The organism is Mycobacterium sp. PTI7 (assembly GCF_056679845.1).
Window position 1 is genome coordinate 3,207,925 of record NZ_CM155252.1, and the last position, 26,253, is coordinate 3,234,177.

Consider the following 26,253-nt stretch of genomic DNA (forward strand, 5'->3'; position numbering starts at 1 on the left):
AACGGACCGCAGTCCGATGTTATTCCGGACCGCGGTCCGGATCAGCCGACGGAGATGACGCCCCACTTCGCCTCGGTCCCGGAGTGGCCGATGCGCACCACTCCGACCACCGCGGACACACCGACGACCACCGCGAGCACCGCCACCGTCACGTTGAGCACGGTGCGCTTCGCCGGTTTCCGCGTCTCGAGCCAATGCTGCGCCGTCAGGGCGATGGACACGATCAGCAGTCCGACCGCGAAGTAGATCATCCACTCGCCGCGTTCCTCGTGGGCTTCGAGGATGGGACTGTGCTCCTCCTCGCGGCCGTAGAGCCATTCGCCGGCGGAAACGGCGAGCGGCGTCGAGACGAGCACGGCGACCGAGAAGGCGAGCACCAGCCACACGAATCGGCGGCGCGCAGCGGGCCACAGCGCGCACAGGATCTGCAGGGCAGCGGTCAGCGGGGCGAGGACCACCAGCCCGTGCACCAGCAGTGCGTGGGCGGGGAGGCCGAAGATCGTGGTCATGCGCACTCCTGGGCTGGGCGACAGCTCAAGATAGCGGTCGACCAGCCGTCCCCGAGTGCGTTGAAAGAGTCTCGGCGCAATGTGTTTCGGGTTCCTAAGGCTTAGGGCAGCCTAGGCTGCGCACCCGTGAGCGTGCACGAACTCAGGTTCCAGCCCGGCGTGTCGCCCGCAAACACGCACGCTCGCGGAAGGACCCCCACGGATCACAGGGGGGGGACGCGTCAGGCGGCGAGGGGGGTGTACGTCGTGGTGCGCTGACGGGCCGGACGACCGATGCCCTCGGCGATCGCGACGAGTTCCTCGACCGACTTGGCCGACCCGTTTTCCGAGCCCGCCATCCGCGAGATGGTCTCCTCCATCAGCGTGCCGCCGAGGTCGTTTGCCCCGCCGTTGAGCATGACGCGCGTGCGGTCGACGCCGAGCTTCACCCAGCTGGTCTGGATGTTGTCGATCCTGCCGTGCAACATGATTCGCGCCAGCGCGTGGACGGCACGGTTGTCGCGGTGCGTCGGGCCGGGGCGCGCGCCGCCGGCCAGGTACAGCGGCGACGACTGGTGCACGAACGGCAGCGGCACGAACTCGGTGAACCCGCCGGTGCGGTCCTGGATGCCGCGCAGCACGTTGAGGTGGCCGACCCAGTGCTTCGGGGTGTCGACGTGGCCGTACATCATCGTCGACGACGACTTCAGCCCCACCTCGTGAGCCGTGGTGACGACCTCGATCCACATCGACGTCGGCAGCTTGCCCTTGGTCAGGACCCAGCGCACCTCGTCGTCGAGGATCTCGGCGGCCGTGCCCGGGATCGAATCGAGTCCCGCCGCCCGCAGGTCGGTCAGCCACTCGCGGATCGACGTGCCGCTGCGGGTGACGCCGTTGGAGATCTCCATCGGGCTGAACGCGTGGACGTGCATCGACGGCACCCGCGCCTTGACCGCGCGGACGATGTCGGCGTACCCGGTGACGGGCAGCTCCGGATCGATGCCGCCCTGCATGCAGACCTCGGTGGCGCCTGCGACGTGCGCCTCCCAGGCGCGGTCGGCCACCTCGGAGGTGGACAGCGAGAACGCGTCGGCATCGCCCTTGCGCTGCGCGAACGCGCAGAACCGGCAGCCGGTGTAGCAGATGTTGGTGAAGTTGATGTTGCGGTTCACCACGAACGTCACGTCGTCGCCGACGACGTCGCGTCGCAGCGAATCGGCCAGCGCCGCAACGGCATCCATGGCCGGGCCGTCTGCGGTGGCCAACGCCAGATACTCGTCGTCGGAGCAGCCTGCGGGGTCGCGCTCCGCCGACCGCAACGCGGCGAGCACGTCGGTGTCGATGCGCTCCGGCGCGCGGGCCGCCAGCTCCTCGACCTTCGCCCGGATCGACTCCCAGTCGCCGAAGGCGGAGTCCAGGTCGCTACGGGTCTCGGTGCGGCGTCCCTCGGTGTCGATCGCGGCCTGCAGGTCGGTGCGGCCGAGCGACTCGGTCGCCTCGTCGGGCTCCTGCCATGGCCGCCCGACCGGGGAGACGTCGAGCGCCAGTCCGGTCTCGGGGTCGGCGAGCGCAGCGACGTGCCCGAACACGCGTGGGTCGATCCACGCCGCGCCCGCCTGGACGTACTGCGGCTGGGCGGTGAGACGTTGCACCAGGTCGTAACCGGCCTCGGCGGTGACCGCGGCGAGGTCGTCGAGCGCGGGCCACGGCCGTTCGGGGTTCACGTGGTCGGGCGTCAGCGGCGAGACGCCGCCCCAGTCGTCGACGCCGGCGCCGATCAGCGCCAGGCATTCCTCGCGCGACACCAGGTTGGGCGGCGCCTGGATGCGGACCTTGGGCCCCATGACCAGGCGGGTGACGGCGATGGTCGCGACGAAGTCGTCGATGCCGGTGTCGGGCGTACCGGCCATCGCGGTGCGCTCCTTGGCCCGGAAGTTCTGCACGATGACTTCCTGGACGTGCCCGAACTCCTTGTGAGAGCGGCGAATCGCGTGGACCGTCTCGGCGCGCTCGGTGAGCGTCTCGCCGATGCCGACGAGCAGACCGGTGGTGAACGGGATCGACAGGCGTCCCGCGTCGTCGAGCGTGCGCAGCCGCACCTCGGGGTCCTTGTCGGGGCTGCCGTAGTGGGCGAGGCCCTTCGTCTCGAACAGACGCCGCGACGTGGTCTCGAGCATCATGCCCATGGAGGGGGCCACCGGCTTGAGCCGGCTCAGCTCCGACCAGCTCATCACGCCGGGGTTGAGGTGGGGCAGCAGCCCGGTCTCCTCGAGCACCCGGATCGACATCGCCCGCACGTAGTCGAGCGTCGAGTCGTAGCCGCGCTCGTCGAGCCACTGACGCGCCTCGTCCCAGCGCGCCTCGGGGCGGTCACCCAGGGTGAACAGCGCCTCCTTGCAGCCGAGTTCCGCGCCGCGGCGGGCCACCTCGAGAATCTCGTCGGGCTCCATGAACATGCCGCGGCCCTCGGCGCGCAGCTTGCCGGGCACCGTGACGAACGTGCAGTAGTGGCAGGTGTCGCGGCACAGGTGCGTCACCGGGATGAAGACCTTGCGCGAGTAACTGACCGGAAGCTTGCCCGTCGCGCCGCGGCGACCCGCGGCCTCGAGACCCGCATCGCGGACGCGCGAGGCGCTGGCGCACAGGTCGACCAGGTCGTCGCCGCGCGCGGTCATCGCGATCGCGGCCTCGTCCACGTTGAGGGCGACGCCGTCGCGTGCGCGTCGCAGCACCCGTTTCATCGCTGCCGGGCTCGGCGCGGGGGCGTCGGCGGAATCGGCGGTTCCAGGGGGCCCCGACTTCGAGGGGACCACCGGGCTGGGCAGAGCAGTGCCGCGCTGGGAGTTCAGAGCCACTCCCCTGTAACTCCGTGGTCGACGGAAATCATCCGCCCTGTCCACATTCCGCATGGAACCGCTGCTCGCATAGACGTCACAGTAGTCCGAGCGGCTCGACACCGGCGTGGCCCTTCTCGCGAGAAACGTCCGACCGGGCTGACACCCGCGTAAGTTCGTCCCCGTCGCTCCCCACGCCGGAAGGCCACCACGATGAACGTCTCCCTCCGTTCCCACGTGACCGCCGGTGTCGCGGCGCTCGCCATCTCGTCCCTGGTCGCCGCCCCCACCGAAGTGACCACCCACCGGGACGCGACGCCCACGTCGACGACGCAGGTCGGCCTGGCCGCCGCGGTCACGCCGCTGGTCGTCGAGCCGCTCCGCCCCGAGCAGCTCGCCACCGCACGCGCCGCCATCGAGCGCATCGACCCGGAGGCCGCCGACCTGCTGCCTGCCGCACTTGCCGCACCGGTGCCCCTGAACGCCCTGTCCGACGGGATCGTCGCCGGCTACCAGTGGCTGCAGGGGTGGGTGGACTACGGCGTCGAGCTGTCGCAGTACGTCCTGCAGTTCATCCCGTACGGATACCTGATCGGTGATCAGGTCGGCATCGTCTACTACAACCTGGTGCGGCCGATCGCCGACAGCGTCGTCTACGACCTGATCGTTCCGGTGGTCAACGACCCCCTCAATCTGTTCGCCTACCTGGACGGCCTCGCCGCGGTGGCGACGACCTCGGTCATCGCGCTGATCAACACCGGCATCGCGGAGTTCAACAACTTCTTCGGCTGGCTGATCCCGCCGCTCCCTCCGTTGCCGTTCACCGTTCAGGACGCCACCAGCCTGTCGCTCGACGTCACCGCCGCGTCGACCGAGGCCGCGCGGCTGGAGCAGCCGGACGCCGAGCTGCCCGCGGCGGTCGAGGAGGACGTCGACGGCGCGGCCGGGGCCGGGGCCGACGGCGGAACGATTCCCGGGCCGGCTGAAGTCGAGACGCCCGGGCCCGCGACACCGGAGCCCGGAACACCCGCAGAGCCCCAGGCCGAAGCACCGGCCGAGGAGCCCACGGCAGAGGCGCCCACGACCGAAGAGCCCACGGAGAAGCCAACCGCCGAGTCCGTCGAGGACGACGCGCCGACCACCACGACCAACGGCACGGTTCGGGCGCAGGGCGAGGTGCGTGGCGGCACCACCACGCCGACCACCACGCCGACCACCACGCCGACCACTGGCGCCACCACCGGCGCCACGACGGGCGAGACCACCACCGGGACTACCAAGGTCGAGGACGTCGAGACCGCCGCCCCGCCAGCCGCAGACACCACGCCCGACACCGACACCAAGCCCGACGCGAAGCCCGACGCCTAAGCGGTCAGACCCGCACCTGCGTCCGCCGGTACACGAACCAGACCGGGGGCGCCGCGCCGAGGACCAGCATGACGATCGGCCCCAATTGCATGATGCCCGCGCCGCCGAACACGATGTCGTCGCCGGGTCCGCCGAGCGACAGGCCGACGACCGTCAGCAGCCACGCCCACAGCGGCAACGCCGCGACCCGGACCGACGACGTCCACTGGAACGCGGCCCACACCAGCGCCAGGTTGACGGCGCCGCTGACCAGCCCGCTGATGGGGAACGGCAGACCGCCGACGTAGAGGGGAAGAAAGAGGGCGCCCGCGATCGCGGAGATCACGCCGTCGACTGCGAGGACACCAAGAATCACGGGCCGTTGCCAGCCCGGAGCGTCGACGATCAGGTCGGGATGCTGTCGAGCAGTGCGACGAGCGAGCCCGTGACCCACTGGAAGTTGTCCAGGCGGTCCTGCCAGTGCTGCAGGTTGGGATCCAGGTCCGGGTCCATCGCCATCCCTTCTGGTCAGTCACGCAGTCGCGCCGCCGAGTCGTTCGGAGCTTACCTCGTCCTAGCCGAGCTATCCGAGATTCACGCCTGCCAGCAAATCCGTCTCCCAGCCGCGCCCGTCGCGCTCCCCCGCGTCGCCCGCCGCGAGCACGAAGTGCTCGGCGTGCAGCACCGGTTGCACGACGTCGTTGGACAGCACGAACGCCCGGCCGTCGGGAGTGACGGTGACCTGGGTGGCGTGCGCGCGCATCGCCGCGATCTTGGCCGGGCGGCTCTCGGGTGCGTCGATGACGGCGTCGATCTCGCCGTCGTCGAAGCGGAACGGGAAGTCGGCGACCGGTACCCGGGTCCAGGTGGCGGGCAGGTCGACGGCGGCGAGGTCCGCGAGGCCGTCGGCCAGCGCGGTGTGCGACGTCACCGTCCAGTAGACCTTGGGCACCCGCCAGGAACCGGCGGCCTCGGCGACCGCCGCCATCGCGACCTCGTGGGTGCGGATGTGGTCGGGGTGGCCGTACCCGCCGTTCCCGTCGTAGGTGACCACGACGTGCGGGCGCATGGACGCGATGATCTCGGCGAGCGCGGCGACGGGTTCGGCCAGCACCGCGTCGGCGAACCGCTCCCGGTGCCGCGGCGGCGTCCCGACCATGCCGGAGTCGCGCCAGCGTCCGGCGCCGCCCAGGAACACGGGTTCGGCCACGCCGAGGTGGGTCAGTGCGGCGGTGAGTTCGCCGATGCGGAAACCGCCGAGCTGATCGGCGCCGTCGACGACGAGCCGGGCCCAGCGGTCCCCGATGACCTCGCCCTCCTCGCCCAACGTGCACGTGACGACGCAGACCTCGGCGCCACGGGACGCGTAGTGGGCGATGGTCGCGCCGGTCACGAGGGTCTCGTCGTCGGGATGGGCGTGGACGAAGAGCAACCGCGGAACTTCCATTCGGACAAGATAGATTCACCCGGTGTCGCGGCGCGCGTGCGAGTACCTCTGCGGCATCGTGGTGATCGGGATCCTCGCCGGCGTCGCGGGTGCGTTGACCACGGTGCTGCTGCACGCCGTCGAGCACCTCACCTACCACTATTCGTTCGGGTCCCTGCTGTCCGGCGTGGGCGACAGCAGCCCGGTTCGGCGGGCGATCGGACCGATGATCGGTGGCGCGCTGGCCGGACTGGGCTGGTGGCTGCTGCGTCGCCGCGCCGACGTGCCGAGCCTGTCGGCCACCATCGCCGAGCACCGGCCGATCCCCCGGCTGCGGATGTCGCTCGACGCGGGACTGCAGGTGCTGCTGGTCGGCGCGGGCGCGTCGCTGGGCCGGGAGGGTGCGCCGCGGCAGCTGTCCGCGTCGATGGGCGACCTCGGCACGTCGCGGCTGTCGCTCACGCCGCGCGACCGGGAGATCCTGCTGGCGTGCGCGGCGGGTGCGGGACTCGGCGCGGTCTACGGCGTCCCGCTGGGCGGCGCACTGTTCGCGACGCGAATCCTGCTCGGCACGTGGCATCCTCGCGCGCTGGGGACCGCCCTCATCACCTCGAGCATTGCCGTCGCCGTCGCGTCGCCGGTGACGCACGTCGAGCGCTCGCTGACGTGGCCCGATCCGTCGCTGTCCTACCTGTTCGTCTTCCTCGCGCTGGCGATCGCACCGCTGTCGGTGGCGATCGGCCTGGCCTTCGACCGGCTCGTGACGGCGGCTCGGCGAAAGCCTCAGATCCGTTCGTGGACACTCGTTCCCACGATCGCGGGTGCCGGGTTGGTCACCGGCGTCTGTTCCATCTGGCGGCCCGAACTGCCCGGCAACGGGCACAGCGTCCTCACCGTCAGCGTCGACGCGAGCCTGACGCTCGGTGCCGCGGCGGCCATCCTGTGCCTCAAACCGCTTCTGACGGCGTTGTTCCTGCGCGCGGGCGCGGTGGGCGGCATGATCACACCCGCGCTCGCGACCGGTGCGGCAGCGGGATCGGTGGTGACCCTGGCGGTGAATCAGTGGACGGGAACCGATCTCTCGGTGTCGGCGGTGTCGCTGACCTGTGCCGCCGGCGTGCTGGCGGTCACGCAGCGCGCACCGCTGTGGGCGGCATTGTTCGTCTGGGAACTCGCCCGGCCGCCGCTGTGGGTGCTACTGGTGTTCGGCGTCGCGGCCTACGCGGCAGACACCATCCGTCGGGCACGGGACCGCCGAAGGTCTACCGCGGCAGCTTGATCCACTTGCCGGCATCGCCCACGATGCCGACCGGCACCGCACCGCCGAGGCTGACGTTCTGGACGCTCGGACCCGCGGCGACGATCGTGGTGTCCTGCAGGATCGGCAGCACCGTCGACATGCTCCACAGGCGGGGCTCGACGGCGTCGATGACGGCGGCCACGTTCTCGGTGCCGTCGAGCGCTGCGTCGATCCTCGGCTGGATGCTGCGGTCGCAGATCCCGGTCAGGTTGCTGGGCGCCTGGACGAGCTGGTCGGACTCCGGTGCCGGGCCCGCGGTGGTGGTCGTGGTGGTGGGCGGGGTGGTCGTCGTCGACGTCGGGTTCGGCGCGGGCGAGCCGGTGGGCGGCGCGGTCGTCACGGCCGCGGCCACCAGCGCCGGACAGCCGTACCGCGATGCCAGCGCGGTGGCCAGGTCGCCACCCGCCTGGTGCCAGCCGACGATCGCGTCGACCCGGTTGTCGGCCAGCGCATCGCCGTAGAGCGTCGGCGGATCCAACGCCAGCACCGACGCCGCGATGCCGACGCTGCGCAGTTGGTCGGCCGCGGTGTTGGCCACCGCCACCGAGGTCGGATCGTTGGCGGCGACGCCCAGCACCAGCGCCAGCGGCTGACCGTCCTTGGTGACGCGGCCGCGATCGTCGGGCAGCGGCGTGCCGGGTGTCGGCGGAACCGGAGTCGCCACCGGCTCGATCTGATAACCGGCCTGACCCAGCAGGGCGAGCGCGGCCTCCCGCGTCATCGCCGGCGGCGAGGTGGGGACGTAGCCGGGGTCCGAGGGTGAGCGCACCTGGGCCTGCGCCAGCGTCACGGTGTTGTCGCTGCCCGCGCCGACGGCGGCGAGCAGGTCGACGTCGAGCAGTCCGAGGATGGCCCTGCGCACCTGCGGGTCGACGAGCATCGGCTGCTGTGCGCGCAGCGTCAGCTGCATGACCCGGGGCGTGACGATGCGGGCGGTGCGGACGTCGGGGATGGCGCTCAGCTGCGCGAACGCCGCCTGCCCGCCGTGCACCTGGGCCACCTGCGTGTCGCCGTTGCGGATGGAGTCGGCGAGCGCCGCGGGTGCGCCACCGCGCCGGAACAGGATGAGGTCTGGCTTGGCGGGCTCGGCCCAGAAGCGGTCGTTGCGGGCCAGGAGGATCTCGTCGCGCTGCGGGTCGATGCTCTCGACGCGGAACTGGCCGCCGGTCACGGGCATCGCGCGGGCCAGACCCGCCGCGAAGCCGCCGGGCACGTCCTTCACGATGTGCGCGGGCAGCAGGTCGTTGAACAGTTCCCGCCACGCCGGATACGGCTGCGAGAACGTCACGACCGCGGTCTTGCCACCCTCCACCGACTGCACCCCGGTGATCAGGTCGTAGCCCGCGGGGTCGACGACGCCGGGCTCGCTGACCATCTGGCGCCACAGGTACCAGTAGTCGTCGGCGGCGATCGGGGCGTTGTCGGTCCAGGACGCCTCGGGCCGGATCTTGTAGGTGACGGTGAACTGGTCGCCGTTGGTGACGTCGGCGGACTCGAGCAGGGACGTGTCGAGTTCCCAGCGCGATCCCGTGGGGGACGCCGGGTCGGCGATCGGCCGGAAGGAGCTGGGCAGTACCAGTGACGAGATGGCGGCGTTCACCGGCGACTGGTCCGACATGAGGTGCGGGTTGAACCCAGCCCCGATCGAGTCGATCGCCATGATGATCTGCGTCGCCTTCATGGGCGGCGGCGGCGTGCTCACCGTGGTGTCGGTGCTCTGCGGCGCCGGCGGCGGGCTCACCGTGCACGAACCCACCAGCAGCACGCAGGACAGCATGCCGACGACGGTCGATACGCGTCGCGTCTTCGTCGGCACGGTGTTCAGGTTAACGACCACCCGCACCTGATCAGTTGCGCGCCTTCAGGCGGGACTTCGCGCGAGCACGCAGCGAGGCGTTGAGTTCGACCTTGCGCACGCGGACGACCTCGGGGGTCACCTCGACGCACTCGTCCTCGGCGCAGAACTCCATGGCCAGTTCGAGGCCCATCTCCATCGGTCGCGCCAACGTCTCGAAGACGTCCGCGTTGGCCGAACGCATGTTGGTGAGCTTCTTCTCACGGGTGGCGTTGATGTCGAGGTCTTCCGCACGCGGATTGATCCCGACGACCTGACCCTCGTAGGTGTCGTCACCGGGCTCGACGAAGAATTGTCCACGATCGGACAGCTGCGTCATCGCGAACGGGGTGATCTTGCCGCTCCGGTCGGAGACCAGCGATCCGGTGTGCCGGGCGCGGATCTCGCCGGCCCAGGGGCGGTACCCCTCGAACACCGCGTTCGCGATGCCGGTGCCGCGGGTCAGCGTCAGGAAGTCGGTGCGGAAGCCGATCAGGCCACGCGAGGGCACGATGAAGTCCATCCGCACCCAGCCTGCGGCGTGGTTGGCCATCTCCTCCATGCGGGCCTTACGTGCGGCCATCAGCTGGGTGACGGCGCCGACGAACTCCTCGGGACAGTCGATCGTCATGATTTCGAACGGCTCGTGGAGCTTGCCGTCGACGGTCCGGGTGACCACCTGCGGCTTGCCGACGGTCAGCTCGAAGCCCTCGCGGCGCATCTGCTCGACGAGGATGGCCAGCGCCAGCTCGCCACGACCCTGCACCTCCCACGCGTCCGGACGGTCGATGTCGACGACCTTGATGGACACGTTGCCGACCAGTTCGCTGTCGAGGCGGCTCTTCACCATGCGTGCGGTGAGCTTGTGGCCGGACACCTTGCCCGCCAGCGGCGAGGTGTTGGTGCCGATCGTGACCGAGATGGCGGGCTCGTCGACGGTGATGCGCGGCAGCGCGTGGGCGTGCTCGATGTCGGCGAGGGTGTCGCCGATCATGATCTCGGGCATGCCCGCGACGGCGACGATGTCACCGGCGACGGCCTCGTCGGTGCTGGTGCGCTCGACGCCCTCGGTGGCGAGCAGCTCGGTGATCTTCGAGTTGGTGATGACGGGGTGTCCGTCGACCTCGCGCATCCACGCGACCTGCTGACCCTTGCGCAGCTTGCCCTTGTAGATGCGGACGAGCGCGAGCCTGCCGAGGAATGCCGACGCGTCGAGGTTGGTGACCAGTGCCTGCAGCGGCGCCTCGGGGTCGCCCTGCGGCGGCGGGATGTGCTCCATGAGGACGTCGAACAGCGGGTCGAGGTTCTCGCCGTCGGGGTTCTCGCCGTTGGCGGGCTCGGTCGTGCTGGCGATGCCTGCGCGGCCCGAGGCGTACAGCGTGGGCAGGCCGAGCGCGAACTCGGCGGCCTTCTGCGCTTCCTCGTCGAGATCGGAGGCGACGTCGAGCAGCAGGTCATGGCTCTCGGAGACGACCTCGGCGATGCGGGCGTCCGGGCGGTCGGTCTTGTTGACGCAGACGATGACCGGCAGGTGCGCCGTCAGCGCCTTGCGCAGCACGAAGCGCGTCTGCGGGAGCGGGCCCTCCGACGCATCGACCAGGAGCAGGACGCCGTCGACCATCGAGAGACCGCGCTCGACCTCGCCACCGAAGTCGGCGTGGCCGGGGGTGTCGATGACGTTGATCACCGTCATGGTGCCGTCGGCGTTGTGACGGTGCACGGCCGTGTTCTTGGCCAGGATGGTGATGCCCTTTTCCTTCTCCAGGTCACCGGAGTCCATCAGGCGTTCGATGGCGTCGTCGCCGCGGTGGCTGAGTGCGCCGGACTGCCGCAACATCGCGTCGACGAGGGTCGTCTTGCCGTGGTCCACGTGCGCGACGATGGCTACGTTACGAAAGTCTTGGGGCAAATCCACGTCCACGATTGTCGCAGCGCAGGTGGGCAATCGCGAAAACGTGCAGGTACACACGAGAGGGTCGTGGTGGTCGAGAAGTTCGCTGGGGTCAAGGCGAAGAAGAAGTGTTGCCGGTCCAAGCCCCGGTGCAAGCGGTGCCCGCTGGTCCTGCACAAGGTGCACAGGGCGGAGCTGTCCGGCATCCGCGGCAAGGACCTGGAGAAGGTGTTCAAACGCGCGAGAAAGGCGTGATGAGCTGCGGGGATGGCGCAGGACGGGGTCGGTGACCCGTCGTCCGCCGTCCCGTCTTCGGAGCCGATCGTGCCGGCGCCCGCGCCGGGCCGGCACGTCGTTCTACGGCGGCATCCCGGGGCGCGCCGTCGTCGGATCGGGGTCGGGACGCCTCCGTCGGGTGTGTGCCGCAAGTCACCACGGCCGGTGATCATCGGGGCCGAGCGGATCCCAGCGCCGTCGTCAGATCGGGCAGCCAGGCGCGGTCGGCGGGCACCCAATCCACGTCGTGGAGGTCGTCGGCGCGCACCCAGCGCAGCGCGCGGTGGTCGTGCGGTGTGACGACGCCGTCCACGAGGGTGACGAGGTAGGCGCGCAGCGTCATCGACGCGCTCAACGTCACGTCGTCGCCGACCCGCTCCCCGACGGTCACCTCGACGCCGAGTTCCTCGCGCAGTTCGCGGACGAGCGCCTCCTGGTCCGACTCGCCCGGCGCGGCCTTGCCGCCCGGGAGTTCCCACAGGCCCGCCAGTTCGGCCGGGCGTTCGCGCTGCGCGATCAGCAGCGTGGCGCCGTCGACGAGGGCTCCTGCGACGACGACGACGGGTTCGGGTCCGGTCACGATGTGGTCAAGGTACGTGACGACGCGGCCGGTGCGGCTGCGGTTCGGTCCGTGCCGCCGGGGCCGGCATGATCCGTGCCCGCCTCCGTGCCGCCGGGCCCGCCGGAGCGGGAATGATCCGTGCCCGCCTCTGAGCGACAAGTCGCGACAATGGGTCGTCGTGTCGCGAGTTGTCGCTACGAGGTGGGCAGTTCACGTGCCGTCCGCGGCCACAGGACCCCTGGTCTCCGAGGGCGGCACGCGGTATACCCGAGGCATGACGGTTCTCACGGACGAGCAGGTCGACGCCGTACTACCCGACCTCGGGGGGTGGGAGCGCGCCGACGGGGCACTGCGCCGGTCGGTCGACTTCCCCGAGTTCCTGACCGGGGTGGACGCGGTTCGTCGCGTGGCCCAGGTGGCCGAGCAGCAGGATCACCATCCGGACATCGACATCCGTTGGCGCACCGTGACATTCGCGCTCGTCACGCATTCCGAGGGCGGCATCACCGACAAGGACGTCGACATGGCCCGGGAGATCAACGGGATCGTCGGCGGCTAGCGGCCATCCACGCCAGGGTCGCCAGCGTGGCGACGGCGTAGACCAGGCCGGCCCACGCCAGGTACCAGGGCCGCCCGATCTCCCAGATCGTCGACTGGGCGAAGCTCAGCAGCCACGGCACGCCGATCAGCGTCAGGGCCAGCCAGCCCCAGCCGAGGATCCGCGCGCCCGCGCGCGAGCGCAGCGGCCCGTGCAGCAGCCACATCATCAGCGGGATCAGCCACACCCAGTGGTGGGTCCAGGAGATCGGCGACAGCAGCAGCCCGAACAACTGCACGACGAGGATCGCACCGAGCCTGTCCGATGCGCCCCCGATCGCGCGCCACGCCAGCACCGCGAGCACGGCGGTCACCGCGAGGGCCGCGAGCACGGCCGGTCCGTATCCGGCGTCGTACCCGAGGATCCGGGAGACGCCGCCACGCCAGGACTGGTTGAACGACGTGCCGATCGGGCCGATCCGTCCGGCGTCGCCGAGGAGGTCGGTGAAGTAGAAGCGCGCCTGGTCGCCGAGCACCAGCAGTGAGACGCCGACGGTCGCGAAGAACACGACCCCCGAGAACACCGCCGCACCCCACCTCTTCGCGCCGAGGAAGTACAGCCCCGCGATCGCGGGCGTCAGCTTCACGCCCGCGGCGAGACCGACCAGCAGTCCCGACAGCCACCATCGCGTGCTGTACACCGCGTAGAGCACGGCGAGGACCAGGATGACGTTCACCTGGCCGTAGTCGAACGTGCTGCGCAGCGGTTCGGTCCAAATGCCGACGGCGGTCCACAGCATCGCGAGCGAATGGCCGCTGCGGTTCAGCAGACGCAGCGTCAACCACGACACGCCGTAGAGCGCCGCGATGATCCCGATCTGCCAGATGAAGGACAACACGCCGAACGGCAGCAGGTGCAGCGGCTGGAACACCACCGCGGCGAACGGCGGGTAGGTGAACGGCAGCGGGAAGTCGGGCGTCTGGTCGGCGTAGACGAAGTCGTACAGCGACCGGCCGGTCCCGATGGTGGCGGCCCCGCCGACGTAGACGTGCAGGTCCACGAAGTTCGCGCCGTTGGGAACCAGGTACGTCCAGGCGAGTCGGGCGGCGATGCTGAGCGCGAGCAGCCAGGGCGCCGCACGCAACAGGCGGCTCCTGGTGGGGGCGTCGGCCGGCGCCGTGGGCGAAAGGTGATCTATCCGCCCGACTCTAGCGACCGGTCACGCGGAGCCGTCGTGTGCATAACGGTTGAGTAAATGCCACACGTGTCACTTGAGTAACACCAGTAACTCCGTAGCTTCGGTTGCAGACGTGCCGACAACCGATTGGGAGAACGATGAACATCGCAAGAAAACTGTTCGCTACCAGCATGATTGCCGCTGCCGGGACAGTCGGTGCCGCACTGGCGCTGTCGGCTCCCGCCGCAGCCGAGCCCGTTCCGGCGCCGGCCCCCGCGTTGCCGAGCATCCCCGGCCTGCCCCTGGACCCGGTGGCCGCCGCGCCGCAGATGCTGCAGGCCCTGGGCTCCATGCTCACCGGCCCCGCCAAGCCGGTCGCCGCCGCCGCCCCGGCCCCCACCGCCGCGGTCAACCTCCCGCAGCCGGGCTCGCTGCCCGCACCGCTGAACGCCCTCGCCGCGCCGCTGACCGCGCCTGCGGCACCCGCCGCGGCACCGGCGCCGCTCGCCGAGGTCAACCTTCCCCAGACCGCACCGGCCGCGGCCCCCGCGCCGCTGGCCCAGGTCACGCTGCCGCAGGCACCCGTCGCACCGGTCGCGACGCCGTCCACGCAGACCGCCGGCCTGGCCGGTGACCTGGCTTCGCTGCTGCCCCCGGGCATCCCGCTCGCGGGCCTGCTGCCCACCAACTCGGTGGCCGCGGTCCCGGCCGCCGCCGGCCCCGCCGTCGCAGCCGCCCCGGCCGCCGCGACCGCCGGTGCATCCAGCCTGGAAAGCCTTGCACCGCTGATGTTCCCGACTTCCGGCCTGCCGTGATCGTCAGCTGACCAACAGACACTCGGAATCAAATACACGGGAGAGTCATGTCATCGATGAGGACGCTGTTCACTGCGATCGGCGCATCGGCCGTACTGGTCATGGGTGCCCAGACGGTCGCCCACGCCGAACCGGCGGCACCGCTGCCGGTGCCGATCGGCAACCTGCAGGCACCTGGCCTGCCGGCGATCGAAAGCATCGCGCCCGCCATTCAGCAGGCGGCCGCGGATCCGACGAACGCCGCATCGATGCTCATGGCCGCCGCGGCGGCGTTCGCGGGGAATTCGGCAGCCCCCGCGGATTCCAAGAACGTGGCCGCCGCGGTCAACCAGTTCGTCACCGATCCGGCGGCGGTTCAGGTGGCGCACGTCCCGGCGGCCGGGGTGACACCCGGCACCGAGGCGCACCTGCCTGCTGGCATCAACCCCGCCCACGCGGCAGGGCCTGCGCCCGAGGCAGTTCCGGCGGCGGCACCGGCCCCGGCTCCCGAGGCCGCACTGGCACCCGAACCCGCACCCGCTCCTGCCCCCGAGGCCCTGCCGGCTCCCGCGCCGGACGCACTCGCGGCGCCCGCACCTGCTCCGGCCCCCGCACCGGAGGCCGTCCCCGCACCGGCACCCGACCCCGCCGTCCCCGCACCCGACGCGGCCGCACTGGCTGCCGCGCCGGCGCCCGCACCCGGCGAGGCCACTCCCGGCTTCGGCCCGGATGCGCCGGTGACGCAGGACTTCATGTACCCGTCGATCAGCAACGGCTGCATGAAGGACGGCGGAAACGTTCTGGCGACGGCGATCTCGGTCGCCGGCCCGGCGAAGATCCCGGCCCCCGGCCCCGCGGCCGGCCAGACCGCCTACGTGTTCACCGCCATGGGCACCCCCGGTCCCGCGGCAGAGCAGAAGCTGCCGCTCAACGTCACCTGGGTGAACCTGACGTCGGGCAAGTCCGGCTCGGCGACGCTCAAGCCGCAGGGCGACATCAACCCCGCGGGTCCGACCACCCTCGTCGCGATCGCCGACACCGGGTCCGGATCCATCATGTCCACGATCTTCGGTCAGGTGACGACCACTGAGAAGCAGTGTCAGTTCATGCCGACCATTGGCTCGACGGTGGTGCCCTGAAGCCACCGTCCCACCCCGCGAGCGTGCGCGTCGACCTGAACGCCGGCCTGATTCCCCGGCGCGACGCGCACGCTCGCGGCTTCGGTCAGTACGCCATGAAGAGGATCATCTCGCGGTCGTACTCACGACCGGGGTGCGACTCCGAGAGATGGCTCTGCGCCTTCTCCACCAGATCGTCTTCGTCCGAGCCGGTGATCGCCTCGCCGCACGGGCAGTTCAAATGTGTCTTCGCCATGACTCAACGATCCCACGAGCAGGGTCTCCCCCGCTGCCGAGACTGCGGTCGGATCGCGATGTCGGGCCCGGACGCGATCTCCCAGCAGGATCGGCGGGCCGGGGTCAGGACTTGGCGGCCTTCGCCTGATCCTTCGCCTTCGCCTTCGCGGCCTTCTTGAACGCCCGCACCTCGTCCAGCGAGTTCGCGTCGACGACGTCCGCGACGGACATGTGCACGCCGTCCCTGCCGTAGTCGCCCGCCGCCTCGCGCCACCCCGTGGGCGTCACCCCGTACTGCTTGCCGAGCAGCGCCAGGAAGATCCGCGCCTTCTGATCGCCGAAGCCGGGCAACGCCTTGAGCCGCCGCAACACCTCGGCACCGTCGGGATCGCCCGCCGTCCACAACGCAGGAGCACTGCCGCCGTACTCGTCGACGACGACGCGGGCCAGCTCCTGCACCCGCTTGCCCATCGACCCCGGGAAGCGATGCACCGCGGGACGTTCCGACACCAGGGCGATGAACTTCTCCGGGTCGTAGTCCGCGATCTCGCGCGCGTCCACGTCGCCCATCCGGTCGGCGATCTTCCGCGGACCCGCGAACGCGACCTCCATCGGGATCTGCTGGTCCAGGAGCATGCCGACGAGGAGCGCGAACGGGTTCGACTCCAGCAGCTCGTCGGCCGCCGGATCTTGCACGAGCTGCAGTTTCGCCATCGGCCCAGTCTAAGGTGGCCCCCACGTGAGGACCCGACCCGATCAGTGCGAGGTGACATGCCGGGTGAGATCGCGATAGCACTCGCGGCCGCGTTGATCCTGGCCACCGTGATCGCCGCCGTCGTCGCGGTGCGCACCCGCCGCGTCGTGGCCACCCCCACCGAGCGCGCCACCCACGAGGCACTGCACACCGCATCGCTCGCGGCGCGCGAACTGCGCGACGGGCTCACCGCCGACTCGGCGTTGCGCGCGGCGCCGTTCCTGCGCAGGCTCACCGGCGCCGACGGCGTCGTGCTGCTCGACGACGCCGGCCAGCACCTCGCGCACGACCCCGCCGATCGCGCCACCTGGCCCGACGACGTGATCGCCGAGGCGACCACCGCCGCGGCCGACGCACTGACCGGCCAACGCCGCATCATGGCCGAGCACCGCGGCGGATCGATGGTGGCCCAACCGCTGGTCACCGACGGCGGCGACACCCTCGGCGTGCTGGTCGCGGTGCTGGCGCGGGAACCCGGGCCCGGCACGCTCGGGGCGATCGGCGAGGTGGCCCGCTATGCGGCGAGCCAGCTCGAACTCGCCGACCTCGACGCGTCGCGCGCCCGACTCGACCGCGCCGAGGTGCTGGCCCTGCGCGCACAGATCAGCCCGCACTTCATCTACAACGCGCTCACCACCATCGCCTCGTTCGTCCGCACCGATCCCGACCGCGCCCGCGACCTCGTCCTCGAGTTCGCGGACTTCACCCGCTACTCGTTCCGCGCGGCGGGGCAGTACACGACGCTGTCCGACGAACTGCGCAACATCGACCGCTATCTGACGCTGGAGCGGGCGCGCTTCGGCGACGCGCTCAAGGTCAGGTTGCAGGTCGCGCCCGAGATGTTGAACGTCGTGGTGCCGTTCCTGGTGCTGCAGCCGTTGGTGGAGAACGCCGTTCGGCACGGCTTCGCCGACCGGCGGGGCGGCAGCGTCGAGATCGTGGCGCTCGACGAGGGCACCGACTGCGTCATCACGGTCGAGGACGACGGCGTCGGCATGGACCCCGAGGCGCTGCGGTCGGGCCCGGCCGACGCCCTGGCCGACGGTGCCACACCCGTCGCGGGGCATTCGGCGCACGTCGGGCTGACGAATGTGGACCATCGCCTGCGGGCGGCGTTCGGCAACGATTACGGTCTGGTTGTCGAGACGGCGATGGGGTCGGGCACCAAGGTCATCATGCGGGTACCGAAGTTCGCGTCCGGCGTCCGGGCCGGCGGAGGGGCATGACGTGAGCGGGGCGTCCAGAGAGAGCCTGACGGTGCTGGCCGTGGACGACGAGGCACCGGCCCTCGACGAACTCGCCTACCTGCTCGGCGAACATCCCTGCATCGACGAGGTCGCCGCCGCCGCGGATGCGACGTCGGCGCTGCGCGAACTGAACCAGCGCCACATCGACGCCGTGTTCCTCGACATCAACATGCCCGGGCTCAGCGGTCTCGAACTGGCGGGCGTGCTGGCCAACTTCTCCTACCGGCCCGCCGTCGTCTTCGTCACCGCGCACGACGACAAGGCCGTCGAGGCCTTCGACGTCGGCGCCGTCGACTATCTTCTCAAGCCCATCCGGCAGAGCCGGCTCGACGAGGCGGTGCGCCGGGTACTGGCGCTCGCCACCGACCGTCGCGAGGAGACCCCGCTCGACGAGGACGCCGACGTCATCCCCGCCGAACTCGGCGGCATCACGCAGCTGGTGCCGCGGGAGAGCATCGGCTGGGTGGAAGCCGAGGGCGACTACGCGCGGCTGCATTCGGCATCCGGTGCGCACCTGGTCCGCATCCCGCTCAGCACGCTCGAATCCCGTTGGCGCGAGCGCGGATTCCAGCGCATCCACCGCTCGTACCTGGTCGCGCTGCGGCAGGTCACCGGCGTCCGCACGACCGATGGCTCGGTGCTGGTGCGGCTGCGGGCCAACGGCGCGTCGCCCGCCGTGGAGTTGCCGGTGAGCCGCAGGCAGGCCAAGGAGCTGCGCGACCGGCTGATCCGCGACCCCATGCGCAACCTGCGGCCCGGGATCGGCGGGCTCGACCGGGGAGGCGAACCCGACCATGACTAGGCCGCAACGCGAACGGGTCGTGCTGGCACACCGCCGCGGCGCCCGCGTCATCCGGACCCGCGTGGAGGTGCAGGAGCAGACCCAGGTGGGCGACGCCCTGGTGCGCGGGCTGGTGCGCGCGCAGCTCGGCCTCGCGCTGCGCCTCGCCGCCGTCGTGCTGGCCGCCGTGGCGGCCGTCCCCCTCGTCGTCGGCGCGTTCCCCGAGATCGCCGAGATCCGCGTCCTCGGCATCCAGCTGAACTGGCTGCTGCTGGCCGTCGTCGTGTACCCGGTGCTCTACGGGGTCGGGCGGCTGTACGTGCGGCTCGCCGAGCAGGGCGAGCGCGACTTCGTCCGCGTCATCGACGACGAACCGTGACACCCCGGCCGTGACCAACGCCCCGCTGACCGCCGCCGCACTCCTGGCGGCCGCACTGGCGACCATCGCGATCGGCTTCTACGGGATCCGGCTGTCGCGCACCACGTCCGACTTCCTGGTCGCGTCCCGCAGCATCGGCCCACAGTGGAACGCCGCGGCGATCTCCGGCGAATACCTCTCGGCGGCATCGTTTCTCGGGGTAGCGGGACTGATCGCCAAGTACGGCGCCGATGCGCTGTGGTACCCGGTCGGGTTCACCGCCGGCTACCTCGGGCTGCTGCTGTTCGTCGCCGCGCCGCTGCGCCGGTCGGGCGCCTACACCGTGCCCGACTTCGCCGAGTTCCGGCTCGGGTCCGCACGCCTGCGCAAGGTCGCGATGCTCGTCGTGGTCGTCGTCTGCACCTTCTACCTGGTGCCGCAGTACCAGGGCGCGGGCCTGGCGCTGAAGGCGCTGCTCGGGTTCCCGGTCTGGGTCGGGCCGGTGGCGGTGGGCGCGATCGTGATCGTCAACGTCGTCGGCGGCGGCATGCGCTCCATCACGTTCGTGCAGGCCTTCCAGTACTGGCTCAAGCTGACGGCCATCGCCGTACCCGCGCTCGCACTGCTCGCGCTGGTGGTGCGCGACGGCTCCGACCTGGGCGGCCCGATGCCCCCGCTCGTGGGCCAGCAGACCACCGTCACCGTCGAGACCGACGTCGTGGTGCAGGTGGCCGCGCCGGCCGGCATCACGGTGACCGGCACCGTCGACGGCGCTCCGGTCGACGGCGGGCCGTTCCCCGGTTCGGGCGACTACACGCTCGCGGCGGGGAGCACCCTGTCGCTCGCCGAGGGGTCGGCGACGCCGGTGGTCGCGGGGGCACCCGGCGCCGGTGCCGACTGGCTGGCCTCCGGCGGCGGCCTCGGCGGCAGTCATCCGCTGTACCAGGTGCTCTCGATCATCGTCGCGACGTTCCTCGGCACGATGGGCCTGCCGCACGTCCTGGTGCGCTTCTACACCAACTCCGACGGCACCGCGGCCCGCCGGACGGCGCTCGCCGTCATCGCGCTGCTGTCGCTGTTCTATCTGTTCCCGACGCTGCTCGGGGTGTTCGCCCGACAGTTCGTGCCGCAGTTGCTGATCACCGGCACCGCCGACGCCGCGGTGCTGCTGCTGCCGAGTGCGGCGATCGGCGGGATGGCCGGCGCGGGGCTCGCCGCGCTCGTCGCCGCCGGTGCCATCGCCGCGTTCCTGGCGACGTCGTCGGGCCTGCTGATCAGCATCGCCGGCGCCCTGTCGACGGACGTCCTGCGCGGCCGGGTGCGTGACTTCCGGATCGCCGCGCTCGTCGGCGGCGCGATCCCCATTCCCCTTGCGCTGCTGGCCTCCTCGCTGGAACTGTCCCGCAGCGTGGGCCTGGCGTTCGCCGTCGCTGCATCCACGCTGTGTCCGTTGCTGGTGCTCGGGATCTGGTGGCGCGGACTGACCGCCGCCGGTGCCGCGTGCGGCCTGATCGTGGGCGGCGCGGCGTCGGGGGTCGCCACGTCGCTGGCCATCACCGGCGGCCTCGACGAGGCGCTGCTCGGCGGCTGGCCCGCCGCCATCGTCGGCTATCCCGCGGCCGTCACCGTGCCCCTCGCGTTCCTGGTCATGGTGGTGGTCAGCAGGTTCACCGCGGCATCGCGCCCCGAGGACGTCGCCCGGATCTTCGCCCGCATGCACCTGCCCGAACGGCTGGGCATGGGCATCGAACGCCTACCGCGGGGCTGAGCCCCGACCGCTCGTCGCCACGAAGTGGCCGCTCACCGCAGCGCCCCCGGGTTTCGGCGTCCCGGTGCCGGAAACCGACCGCGTGTGACGTGAGTCTCAATAGGCTGATCCGCAGTTCGCGGTTCACACACGTCAGGAGACCCAGCGGTGCCCGAGACCCTCCCCTCCGATCCCGCGGCCGCCATCAGCGGCGAGCGGTATCAGGAAGTCCAAGCCAGCCCCGAGTTCCAGGAACTGCGAAGCAGGCTGCGCCGCTTCGTGTTCCCCATGACCGCGTTCTTCCTCGTCTGGTACGTCGTCTACGTGCTGCTCGGCGCGTTCGCCCACGACTTCATGGCCACCCGGGTGTTCGGCAACGTCAACGTCGGCCTGCTGATCGGGCTGGGGCAGTTCCTGACGACCTTCGTCATCACCGGCCTCTACGTCCGGTTCGCCAACCGCGAACTCGATCCCCGCGCCGCCGCCATCCGCGGTGAACTCGAGGCCGAACTGGAAGGACGCGCCAAGTGACCACCACGCTGCTCGCCGCCGAGGCCGTCGGCAACCCCGCCGCCAACATCGGCATCTTCTCCCTGTTCGTGGTCGTCACGATGATCGTCGTCATCCGCGCCAGCAAGAAGAACGCCACCGCCGACGAGTTCTTCACCGGCGGCCGCGGCTTCTCCGGTCCGCAGAACGGCATCGCCATCGCCGGCGACTACCTGTCGGCCGCGAGCTTCCTCGGCATCGCAGGCGCCATCGCCGTCTACGGCTACGACGGGTTCCTGTACTCGATCGGCTTCCTGGTCGCCTGGCTGGTGGCCCTGCTGCTCGTCGCGGAACTGCTGCGCAACACCGGCCGGTTCACCATGGCCGACGTGCTGAGCTTCCGGCTCAAGCAGCGCCCGGTCCGGGTAGCCGCCGCCACGTCGACGCTGACCGTGTCGCTGTTCTACCTGCTCGCCCAGATGGCCGGCGCCGGTGGCCTGGTCGCGCTGCTGCTCAACGTCACCAGCCCCGCCGGGCAGGCCGTCGTCATCGCCGTCGTCGGCGTGCTGATGATCGTCTACGTGCTCGTCGGCGGCATGAAGGGCACCACGTGGGTGCAGATCATCAAGGCCGTCCTGCTGATCGCCGGCGCCGCACTGATGACCGTCATGGTGCTCGCCAAGTTCGGTGCGAACTTCTCCGAGATCCTCGGCGCCGCGCAGACCGCGATCTCCGGGTCCGCCGACAAGGCCGTCGCGGCCCGCGACGTGCTGGCCCCCGGCGCGCAGTACGGCGGCTCGGTGACCTCGCAGATCAACTTCCTGTCACTGGCCATCGCGCTGGTGCTCGGCACCGCGGGCCTGCCGCACGTGCTGATGCGGTTCTACACCGTGCCAACCGCCAAGGAAGCCCGCCGCTCGGTGGTGTGGGCGATCGCGCTCATCGGTGCGTTCTACCTCTTCACCCTGGCGCTGGGCTACGGCGCCGCGGCGATCGTCGGACCGGACCGCATCCTGGCCGCGCCCGGCAAGGTGAACTCGGCAGCACCGCTGCTGGCGTTCGAACTCGGCGGCGTGGTCCTGCTGGGCATCATCTCGGCGGTGGCCTTCGCGACCATCCTCGCGGTGGTGGCCGGCCTGACGATCACCGCGTCGGCGTCGTTCGCGCACGACATCTACGCCTCGGTGCTGAAGAAGAACCAGGTGACCGAGGCCGAGCAGGTGAAGGTCTCGCGGATCACCGCCGTCGTGCTGGGCATCGTCGCGATCGGCCTCGGCATCCTCGCCAACGGGCAGAACGTGGCGTTCCTGGTGGCGCTGGCCTTCGCGGTCGCCGCCGCCGCCAACCTGCCGACGATCATCTACTCGCTGTACTGGCGCCGGTTCAACACCCGCGGCGCCCTGTGGAGCATGTACGGCGGGCTGATCTCCACGATCGTGCTGATCATCTTCTCCCCCGCCGTGTCGGGCTCGGCGACGGCGATGATCCCCGGCGCGGACTTCGCCTTCTTCCCGCTCGCCAACCCCGGCATCGTGTCGATCCCGCTGGCGTTCATCCTCGGCATCGTCGGTACCTTCACCTCGCCCGACGACGAGGACCCGAAGGTGGCCGCCGAGATGGAGGTCCGGTCGCTCACCGGCATCGGCGCCGAGAAGGCGGTCTCGCACTAGCAGTCGCGCAGGCGGGCATCCCGGGAAGCGTGGGTGCCCGCCGCGCGTTGTGAAGGGTCGTGCTCGACACTCGACGGGTGACACCCGAGACCGGACCATCCACCGCCGCGTCCGGCAGGTACGCGCTGCCGTTCCTGGCCTACCTGTTCGCCGCGGCCATGATGGGCACCACCCTGCCGACGCCGATCTACGCGCTGTACGCCGACGAGATGCACTTCTCGGTGCTGACGACGACGGTGATCTTCTCGACCTACGCCGTCGGCGTCCTGACCGCGCTCCTCGTCTTCGGCAGCTGGTCGGACGCCGTCGGGCGGAAGCCGCTGCTACTCGCGGGGGTGGCGTTCGCGATCGCGAGCGCCGGGGTGTTCCTAGTCGCCGACAGCGTTCCCGTCCTGCTGATCGCCCGCCTGCTGTCGGGGTTCTCGGCGGGCGTCGTGACGGGCACCGCGACGGCCGCGATCGTCGAGGCCGCCCCCGAGGCGCGGCGCGAGTTCGCCGCCGTGGTCGCCACGATCGCCAACATCGGCGGCCTGAGCCTGGGCCCGATCGTGGCCGGGATCCTCGTCCAGTACGTGCCGCACCCGCTACAGCTGCCGTTCGTCCTGCACGTCGTGCTGATGGCGATCGCGGCGATCGCCGTGCTGCGGGTGCCGGAGACGTCGTCGAAGGGCGGCCGGATCGGACTGCAGCGGTTGTCGATCCCGCCGGTCGTGCGGCCGGTGTTCATCACCGCGGCCACCGCGGCGTTCGCCGGCTTCACCGTCACCGGCCTGTTCATGGCCGTCGCACCGTCGTTCCTGTCGAACGTGATCGGCATCGGCAACCATGCGGTCGCGGGCGCAGTGGCGAGCACGATCTTCGTCGCCTCGGCGATCGCGCAGGTGCTGGCCCGCCGGATGCACCCGCCGCGCGCCGTCGCGTTCGGCTGCGCGCTGCTGGTGGTCGGCATGAGCGTTCTGGCTGCCGCGCTGCACTTCTCGTCACTGCCGACGCTCATCGTCGCCGCGGTGGTCGCCGGTACCGGGCAGGGCATCAGCTTCAGCCGCGGCCTGGCCGCCGTCGTCGAGGGCACGCCCGCCGAGCGCCGCGCCGAGGTCAGCTCGACCTACTTCGTGGTCGCCTACGTCGCGATCTCGCTGCCGGTGGTGGGAGCCGGACTGGCCGCCCAGCAGTGGGGTCTGCGTACCGCGGGCATCACGTTCGCGATCGCGGTGGCCGCGCTCTCGGCCATCTGCCTGGCCGCGATCCTGTTCCAGGAGGCGCGGGCCCGCACCCGCGCCGCCGCAGCGAATTGAGTGGTTCTACCTAGGGTTCCGGCGCCGTCGCGCGCCTAGGTTCGACGGCATGGCTTCTGCTCTCTCCAAGGCCTTCCCCAGCGCGACCGAGGTCGAGGCGCGCACCCCCGTCACCCGTGACCGCGCGATCGACGTCATTCGCATCATGGCGCTGCTCGGCGTCGTCGCCGGCCACGCCGTGATGGCGACGAGCATCATCGTCGACGGTGTCTTCATCTGGGACAACCTGCTCACCACGTCGGTGGTGTTCCAGGCGCTCACCTGGGTCTTCCAGATCATGCCGCTGTTCTTCTTCGCGGGGGTGGCGGCGTCGGTCGAGTCGTACCAGGGCAATTGGGGCGGCTGGCTGCTCAGGCGCTGCACCCGGCTGTACCGGCCGGTGTTCTCCTACCTCGCGTTCTGGGCCGTCGCGCTGATCGGACTGCGACCGCTGCTCCCCGTGCACGTGTGGGAGCCCGTCGCCGGCATCTCCATCCAGCTGCTGTGGTTCCTCGGCGCCTACGTCCTGGTGCTGGCGGCGATGCCACTGCTGGCGCGCATCACCACGGCCGCGCGCGTGGCCGTCGCACTGACGGCGACCTACCTCCTGATCGCGGTCGTGGACGTCCTGCGCATCGGCGGCGACGTCCCCGCCGGCCTCGGCTACGTGAACCTGGTCGCGTGGCTGATCCCGGGCATGCTCGGCGTCGCCTACCGGCGCCGCCTACTCGGTCCACGGCAGGGCCTCGTGCTGGGCGCCTGCGCACTCGCGGTCAACCTGGCGCTGCTGCGGTGGGGGCCCTACGAGCTGAGCCTGGTGGGCATCGAGTCCCAGCAGCTCAAGAACATGTCGCCGCCGTCGCTGCTGATGGCCGGACACGCGCTGGTGTTGTGCGCGTTGGCAATCGGCTGTGCTCCCGCGATCCGCCGGTGGGCCCGGCGCCCGGGGGTCTGGCGGTTCGCGGTCATCGGCAACACGGGCGCGATGACGCTGTACCTGTGGCACATGCCGGTACTGCTGGCCGTCCACCTGGCGTTCGATCACCTCGGGTTGCCGCGCTACCCCGGTCAGCCGCACTTCCTGGTGCTGAGCGTCGTCCAGATGATGGTGGTGCCGGCACTCGTCGGGCTGGCGTTCCTGGCCCTGCGGCCGCTGGAGAACTCACCGCTGCCGCTGTGGGACGGCGGCACCGTTCCCGCCGCGGGGCCACGCAGCGCGCTGGTCGGCACGCTGCTGTGCATCGCGGGCGCGGCGACGCTGGCGTCCGTCGGCTGGGGCCTCAAAGACCAGGGCCTGTACTGCGTTTCGCTGATGCTGGCCGCATTGATCGCCGCGCGCATCGCGGCGCGGCCGGTCACGGCGGCGTCGGCCTAGCCGCTCTTGCGGCGGAACTCCCGGCGACTCTCCTGCGGGCCGTGCGCGCGGGGCTGCTTGTTGCCGGCGTCCTCGTGCTTGGCACCGTTCCCGGCGGCGGCCTTCTTGCGCTCGAGCGCCTCGCGGAACTTGCGCTTGTTCTCGTCGTCCAGTTCGGGTTCGGGTGCGTCGGCCATGATCGAACAGTAGCGCGCCGGGGCCTACGCCGTCGCCGCGATCGTCGGCATGGCGCGGTCAGCGCACGCCGGGCGGCAGGCCGTAGAGGTGCGAGATCGGCAGGGTCAGCAACACCCGACGGTCGTCGACCATGGCCCGGCGGTAGTCGTCCCAGTCCGGATGCTCGCCGACGACGTTGCGGTACAGCGTGATCAGCACCTCCACGGTGTCGTCGTCGGGCGCCCCGGCGGGTGGGGTGAGGATCGCATCGCCCTCGGCGACCGCGTAGGACCAGCCGTCGTCGGACGCGACGTGGATCGACGCGCGCGGATCCCGGCGGAGGTTGCGCGTCTTCGCGCGCGGTTCGGTCACCGACACCTGCAGCGCGACGGCCTGTGCGTCGAAGTGGTAGGTGACGTTCGACAACTGCGGTCGACCGTCCTGCTTGATGGTGGCCAGCACGCCGAGCGAGTTGCCGCTGAGCACGGCCAGAAGCTTGTCGTCGAACACGTGGCGGGTCATGCCCGCAAGCCTACGACCGCCCCGCGGGAACCGGCCGGGTTTGGCACCTTGGGTCCCT

26 protein-coding genes are annotated in these 26,253 nt (G+C 70.9%); 14 read left to right on the forward strand and 12 right to left on the reverse strand.

Annotation, left to right across the window (positions count from 1 at the left end):
• Positions 1–41: 41 nt before the first annotated feature.
• Together AC1MEY_RS15325 and AC1MEY_RS15330 are read right to left on the reverse strand one after the other, a co-directional pair.
• Positions 42–509, reverse strand: a complete 468-nt coding sequence (locus tag AC1MEY_RS15325) for a hypothetical protein (protein ID WP_480226351.1) — start codon at positions 507–509, stop codon at positions 42–44.
• A gap of 221 nt (positions 510–730) precedes the next feature.
• Entirely contained in the window at positions 731–3,343 is a 2,613-nt protein-coding gene (locus AC1MEY_RS15330; RefSeq protein WP_480226352.1) for a bifunctional FO biosynthesis protein CofGH, read from the reverse strand.
• 192 nt (positions 3,344–3,535) lie between these two features.
• Here AC1MEY_RS15330 and AC1MEY_RS15335 point away from each other — a divergent pair, with 192 nt between their 5' ends.
• Positions 3,536–4,690, forward strand: a complete 1,155-nt coding sequence (locus AC1MEY_RS15335) for a hypothetical protein (protein WP_480226353.1) — start codon at positions 3,536–3,538, stop codon at positions 4,688–4,690.
• Between the two features lie 4 nt (positions 4,691–4,694).
• On the opposite strand, the gene AC1MEY_RS15340 is transcribed toward AC1MEY_RS15335, so the two are convergent.
• Both AC1MEY_RS15340 and mshB read right to left on the reverse strand, forming a co-directional pair.
• Positions 4,695–5,123 (reverse strand): hypothetical protein, encoded by a 429-nt coding sequence (locus AC1MEY_RS15340; RefSeq protein WP_480226354.1) that lies wholly within the window; start codon positions 5,121–5,123, stop codon positions 4,695–4,697.
• Between the two features lie 129 nt (positions 5,124–5,252).
• Positions 5,253–6,116 (reverse strand): N-acetyl-1-D-myo-inositol-2-amino-2-deoxy-alpha-D-glucopyranoside deacetylase, encoded by an 864-nt coding sequence (gene mshB, locus AC1MEY_RS15345; RefSeq protein WP_480226355.1) that lies wholly within the window; start codon positions 6,114–6,116, stop codon positions 5,253–5,255.
• 22 nt (positions 6,117–6,138) lie between these two features.
• On the opposite strand from mshB, the gene AC1MEY_RS15350 reads away from it, so the two are divergent.
• Positions 6,139–7,374, forward strand: coding sequence for a chloride channel protein (locus AC1MEY_RS15350; protein WP_480226356.1), 1,236 nt, complete (start codon positions 6,139–6,141; stop codon positions 7,372–7,374).
• Here AC1MEY_RS15350 and AC1MEY_RS15355 read toward each other — a convergent pair.
• Positions 7,358–9,172 carry an ABC transporter family substrate-binding protein gene (locus AC1MEY_RS15355; protein WP_480231507.1) on the reverse strand — a complete coding sequence of 605 codons (1,815 nt, stop codon included), beginning with the start codon at positions 9,170–9,172 and terminating at the stop codon, positions 7,358–7,360. The genes AC1MEY_RS15350 and AC1MEY_RS15355 overlap by 17 nt on opposite strands.
• Positions 9,173–9,242: 70 nt before the next feature.
• Positions 9,243–11,138, reverse strand: a complete 1,896-nt coding sequence (gene typA / locus AC1MEY_RS15360) for a translational GTPase TypA (protein WP_480231508.1) — start codon at positions 11,136–11,138, stop codon at positions 9,243–9,245.
• Between the two features lie 72 nt (positions 11,139–11,210).
• On the opposite strand from typA, the gene AC1MEY_RS15365 reads away from it, so the two are divergent.
• Positions 11,211–11,375, forward strand: coding sequence for a hypothetical protein (locus AC1MEY_RS15365; protein ID WP_480231739.1), 165 nt, complete (start codon positions 11,211–11,213; stop codon positions 11,373–11,375).
• Positions 11,376–11,565: 190 nt separating this feature from the next.
• Here AC1MEY_RS15365 and AC1MEY_RS15370 read toward each other — a convergent pair whose 3' ends face one another.
• The gene (locus tag AC1MEY_RS15370) at positions 11,566–11,976 is read right to left on the reverse strand and encodes a (deoxy)nucleoside triphosphate pyrophosphohydrolase (RefSeq protein ID WP_480226357.1); all 411 of its coding nucleotides are present in this window, start codon (positions 11,974–11,976) and stop codon (positions 11,566–11,568) included.
• Between the two features lie 256 nt (positions 11,977–12,232).
• Here AC1MEY_RS15370 and AC1MEY_RS15375 point away from each other — a divergent pair, with 256 nt between their 5' ends.
• Entirely contained in the window at positions 12,233–12,517 is a 285-nt protein-coding gene (locus AC1MEY_RS15375) for a 4a-hydroxytetrahydrobiopterin dehydratase (protein WP_480226358.1), read from the forward strand.
• On the opposite strand, the gene AC1MEY_RS15380 is transcribed toward AC1MEY_RS15375, so the two are convergent.
• Positions 12,495–13,694, reverse strand: a complete 1,200-nt coding sequence (locus AC1MEY_RS15380; protein WP_480231509.1) for a mannosyltransferase — start codon at positions 13,692–13,694, stop codon at positions 12,495–12,497. The genes AC1MEY_RS15375 and AC1MEY_RS15380 overlap by 23 nt on opposite strands.
• 170 nt (positions 13,695–13,864) lie before the next feature.
• Between AC1MEY_RS15380 and AC1MEY_RS15385 the strand changes: the two genes are divergently transcribed.
• Positions 13,865–14,488: a hypothetical protein gene (locus AC1MEY_RS15385; RefSeq protein WP_480226359.1), complete on the forward strand. Its 624-nt coding sequence runs from the start codon at positions 13,865–13,867 to the stop codon at positions 14,486–14,488.
• A gap of 47 nt (positions 14,489–14,535) precedes the next feature.
• Positions 14,536–15,606 carry an Rv1157c family protein gene (locus AC1MEY_RS15390; protein ID WP_480226360.1) on the forward strand — a complete coding sequence of 357 codons (1,071 nt, stop codon included), beginning with the start codon at positions 14,536–14,538 and terminating at the stop codon, positions 15,604–15,606.
• Positions 15,607–15,691: 85 nt separating this feature from the next.
• Here AC1MEY_RS15390 and AC1MEY_RS15395 read toward each other — a convergent pair whose 3' ends face one another.
• Both AC1MEY_RS15395 and AC1MEY_RS15400 read right to left on the reverse strand, forming a co-directional pair.
• Positions 15,692–15,841 (reverse strand): DUF1059 domain-containing protein, encoded by a 150-nt coding sequence (locus AC1MEY_RS15395; protein ID WP_480226361.1) that lies wholly within the window; start codon positions 15,839–15,841, stop codon positions 15,692–15,694.
• 104 nt (positions 15,842–15,945) lie between these two features.
• The gene (locus tag AC1MEY_RS15400; RefSeq protein ID WP_480226362.1) at positions 15,946–16,536 is read right to left on the reverse strand and encodes an HhH-GPD-type base excision DNA repair protein; all 591 of its coding nucleotides are present in this window, start codon (positions 16,534–16,536) and stop codon (positions 15,946–15,948) included.
• A 57-nt stretch (positions 16,537–16,593) separates the two neighbouring features.
• On the opposite strand from AC1MEY_RS15400, the gene AC1MEY_RS15405 reads away from it, so the two are divergent.
• From AC1MEY_RS15405 to AC1MEY_RS15440, 8 genes are all read left to right on the forward strand, one after another.
• Positions 16,594–17,802, forward strand: a complete 1,209-nt coding sequence (locus AC1MEY_RS15405; RefSeq protein ID WP_480226363.1) for a sensor histidine kinase — start codon at positions 16,594–16,596, stop codon at positions 17,800–17,802.
• A 1-nt stretch (position 17,803) separates the two neighbouring features.
• Entirely contained in the window at positions 17,804–18,625 is an 822-nt protein-coding gene (locus AC1MEY_RS15410) for a LytR/AlgR family response regulator transcription factor (RefSeq protein ID WP_480226364.1), read from the forward strand.
• The gene (locus AC1MEY_RS15415; protein WP_480226365.1) at positions 18,618–18,983 is read left to right on the forward strand and encodes a hypothetical protein; all 366 of its coding nucleotides are present in this window, start codon (positions 18,618–18,620) and stop codon (positions 18,981–18,983) included. The genes AC1MEY_RS15410 and AC1MEY_RS15415 overlap by 8 nt, the downstream gene beginning before the upstream one ends.
• A gap of 10 nt (positions 18,984–18,993) precedes the next feature.
• Entirely contained in the window at positions 18,994–20,730 is a 1,737-nt protein-coding gene (locus tag AC1MEY_RS15420) for a sodium/solute symporter (RefSeq protein WP_480226366.1), read from the forward strand.
• Positions 20,731–20,877: 147 nt separating this feature from the next.
• Positions 20,878–21,240, forward strand: a complete 363-nt coding sequence (locus AC1MEY_RS15425; protein WP_480226367.1) for a DUF485 domain-containing protein — start codon at positions 20,878–20,880, stop codon at positions 21,238–21,240.
• The gene (locus AC1MEY_RS15430; RefSeq protein WP_480226368.1) at positions 21,237–22,868 is read left to right on the forward strand and encodes a solute symporter family protein; all 1,632 of its coding nucleotides are present in this window, start codon (positions 21,237–21,239) and stop codon (positions 22,866–22,868) included. The genes AC1MEY_RS15425 and AC1MEY_RS15430 overlap by 4 nt, the downstream gene beginning before the upstream one ends.
• Before the next feature lie 59 nt (positions 22,869–22,927).
• Entirely contained in the window at positions 22,928–24,163 is a 1,236-nt protein-coding gene (locus AC1MEY_RS15435; protein WP_480226369.1) for an MFS transporter, read from the forward strand.
• A gap of 49 nt (positions 24,164–24,212) precedes the next feature.
• On the forward strand, positions 24,213–25,517 hold the full coding sequence (locus AC1MEY_RS15440) for an acyltransferase family protein (RefSeq protein ID WP_480226370.1): 1,305 nt from the start codon (positions 24,213–24,215) through the stop codon (positions 25,515–25,517).
• On the opposite strand, the gene AC1MEY_RS15445 is transcribed toward AC1MEY_RS15440, so the two are convergent.
• Positions 25,514–25,693 (reverse strand): DUF5302 domain-containing protein, encoded by a 180-nt coding sequence (locus AC1MEY_RS15445; RefSeq protein WP_480226371.1) that lies wholly within the window; start codon positions 25,691–25,693, stop codon positions 25,514–25,516. The genes AC1MEY_RS15440 and AC1MEY_RS15445 overlap by 4 nt on opposite strands.
• A 58-nt stretch (positions 25,694–25,751) precedes the next feature.
• On the reverse strand, positions 25,752–26,195 hold the full coding sequence (locus tag AC1MEY_RS15450; protein ID WP_480226372.1) for a PPOX class F420-dependent oxidoreductase: 444 nt from the start codon (positions 26,193–26,195) through the stop codon (positions 25,752–25,754).
• Positions 26,196–26,253: the final 58 nt, after the last annotated feature.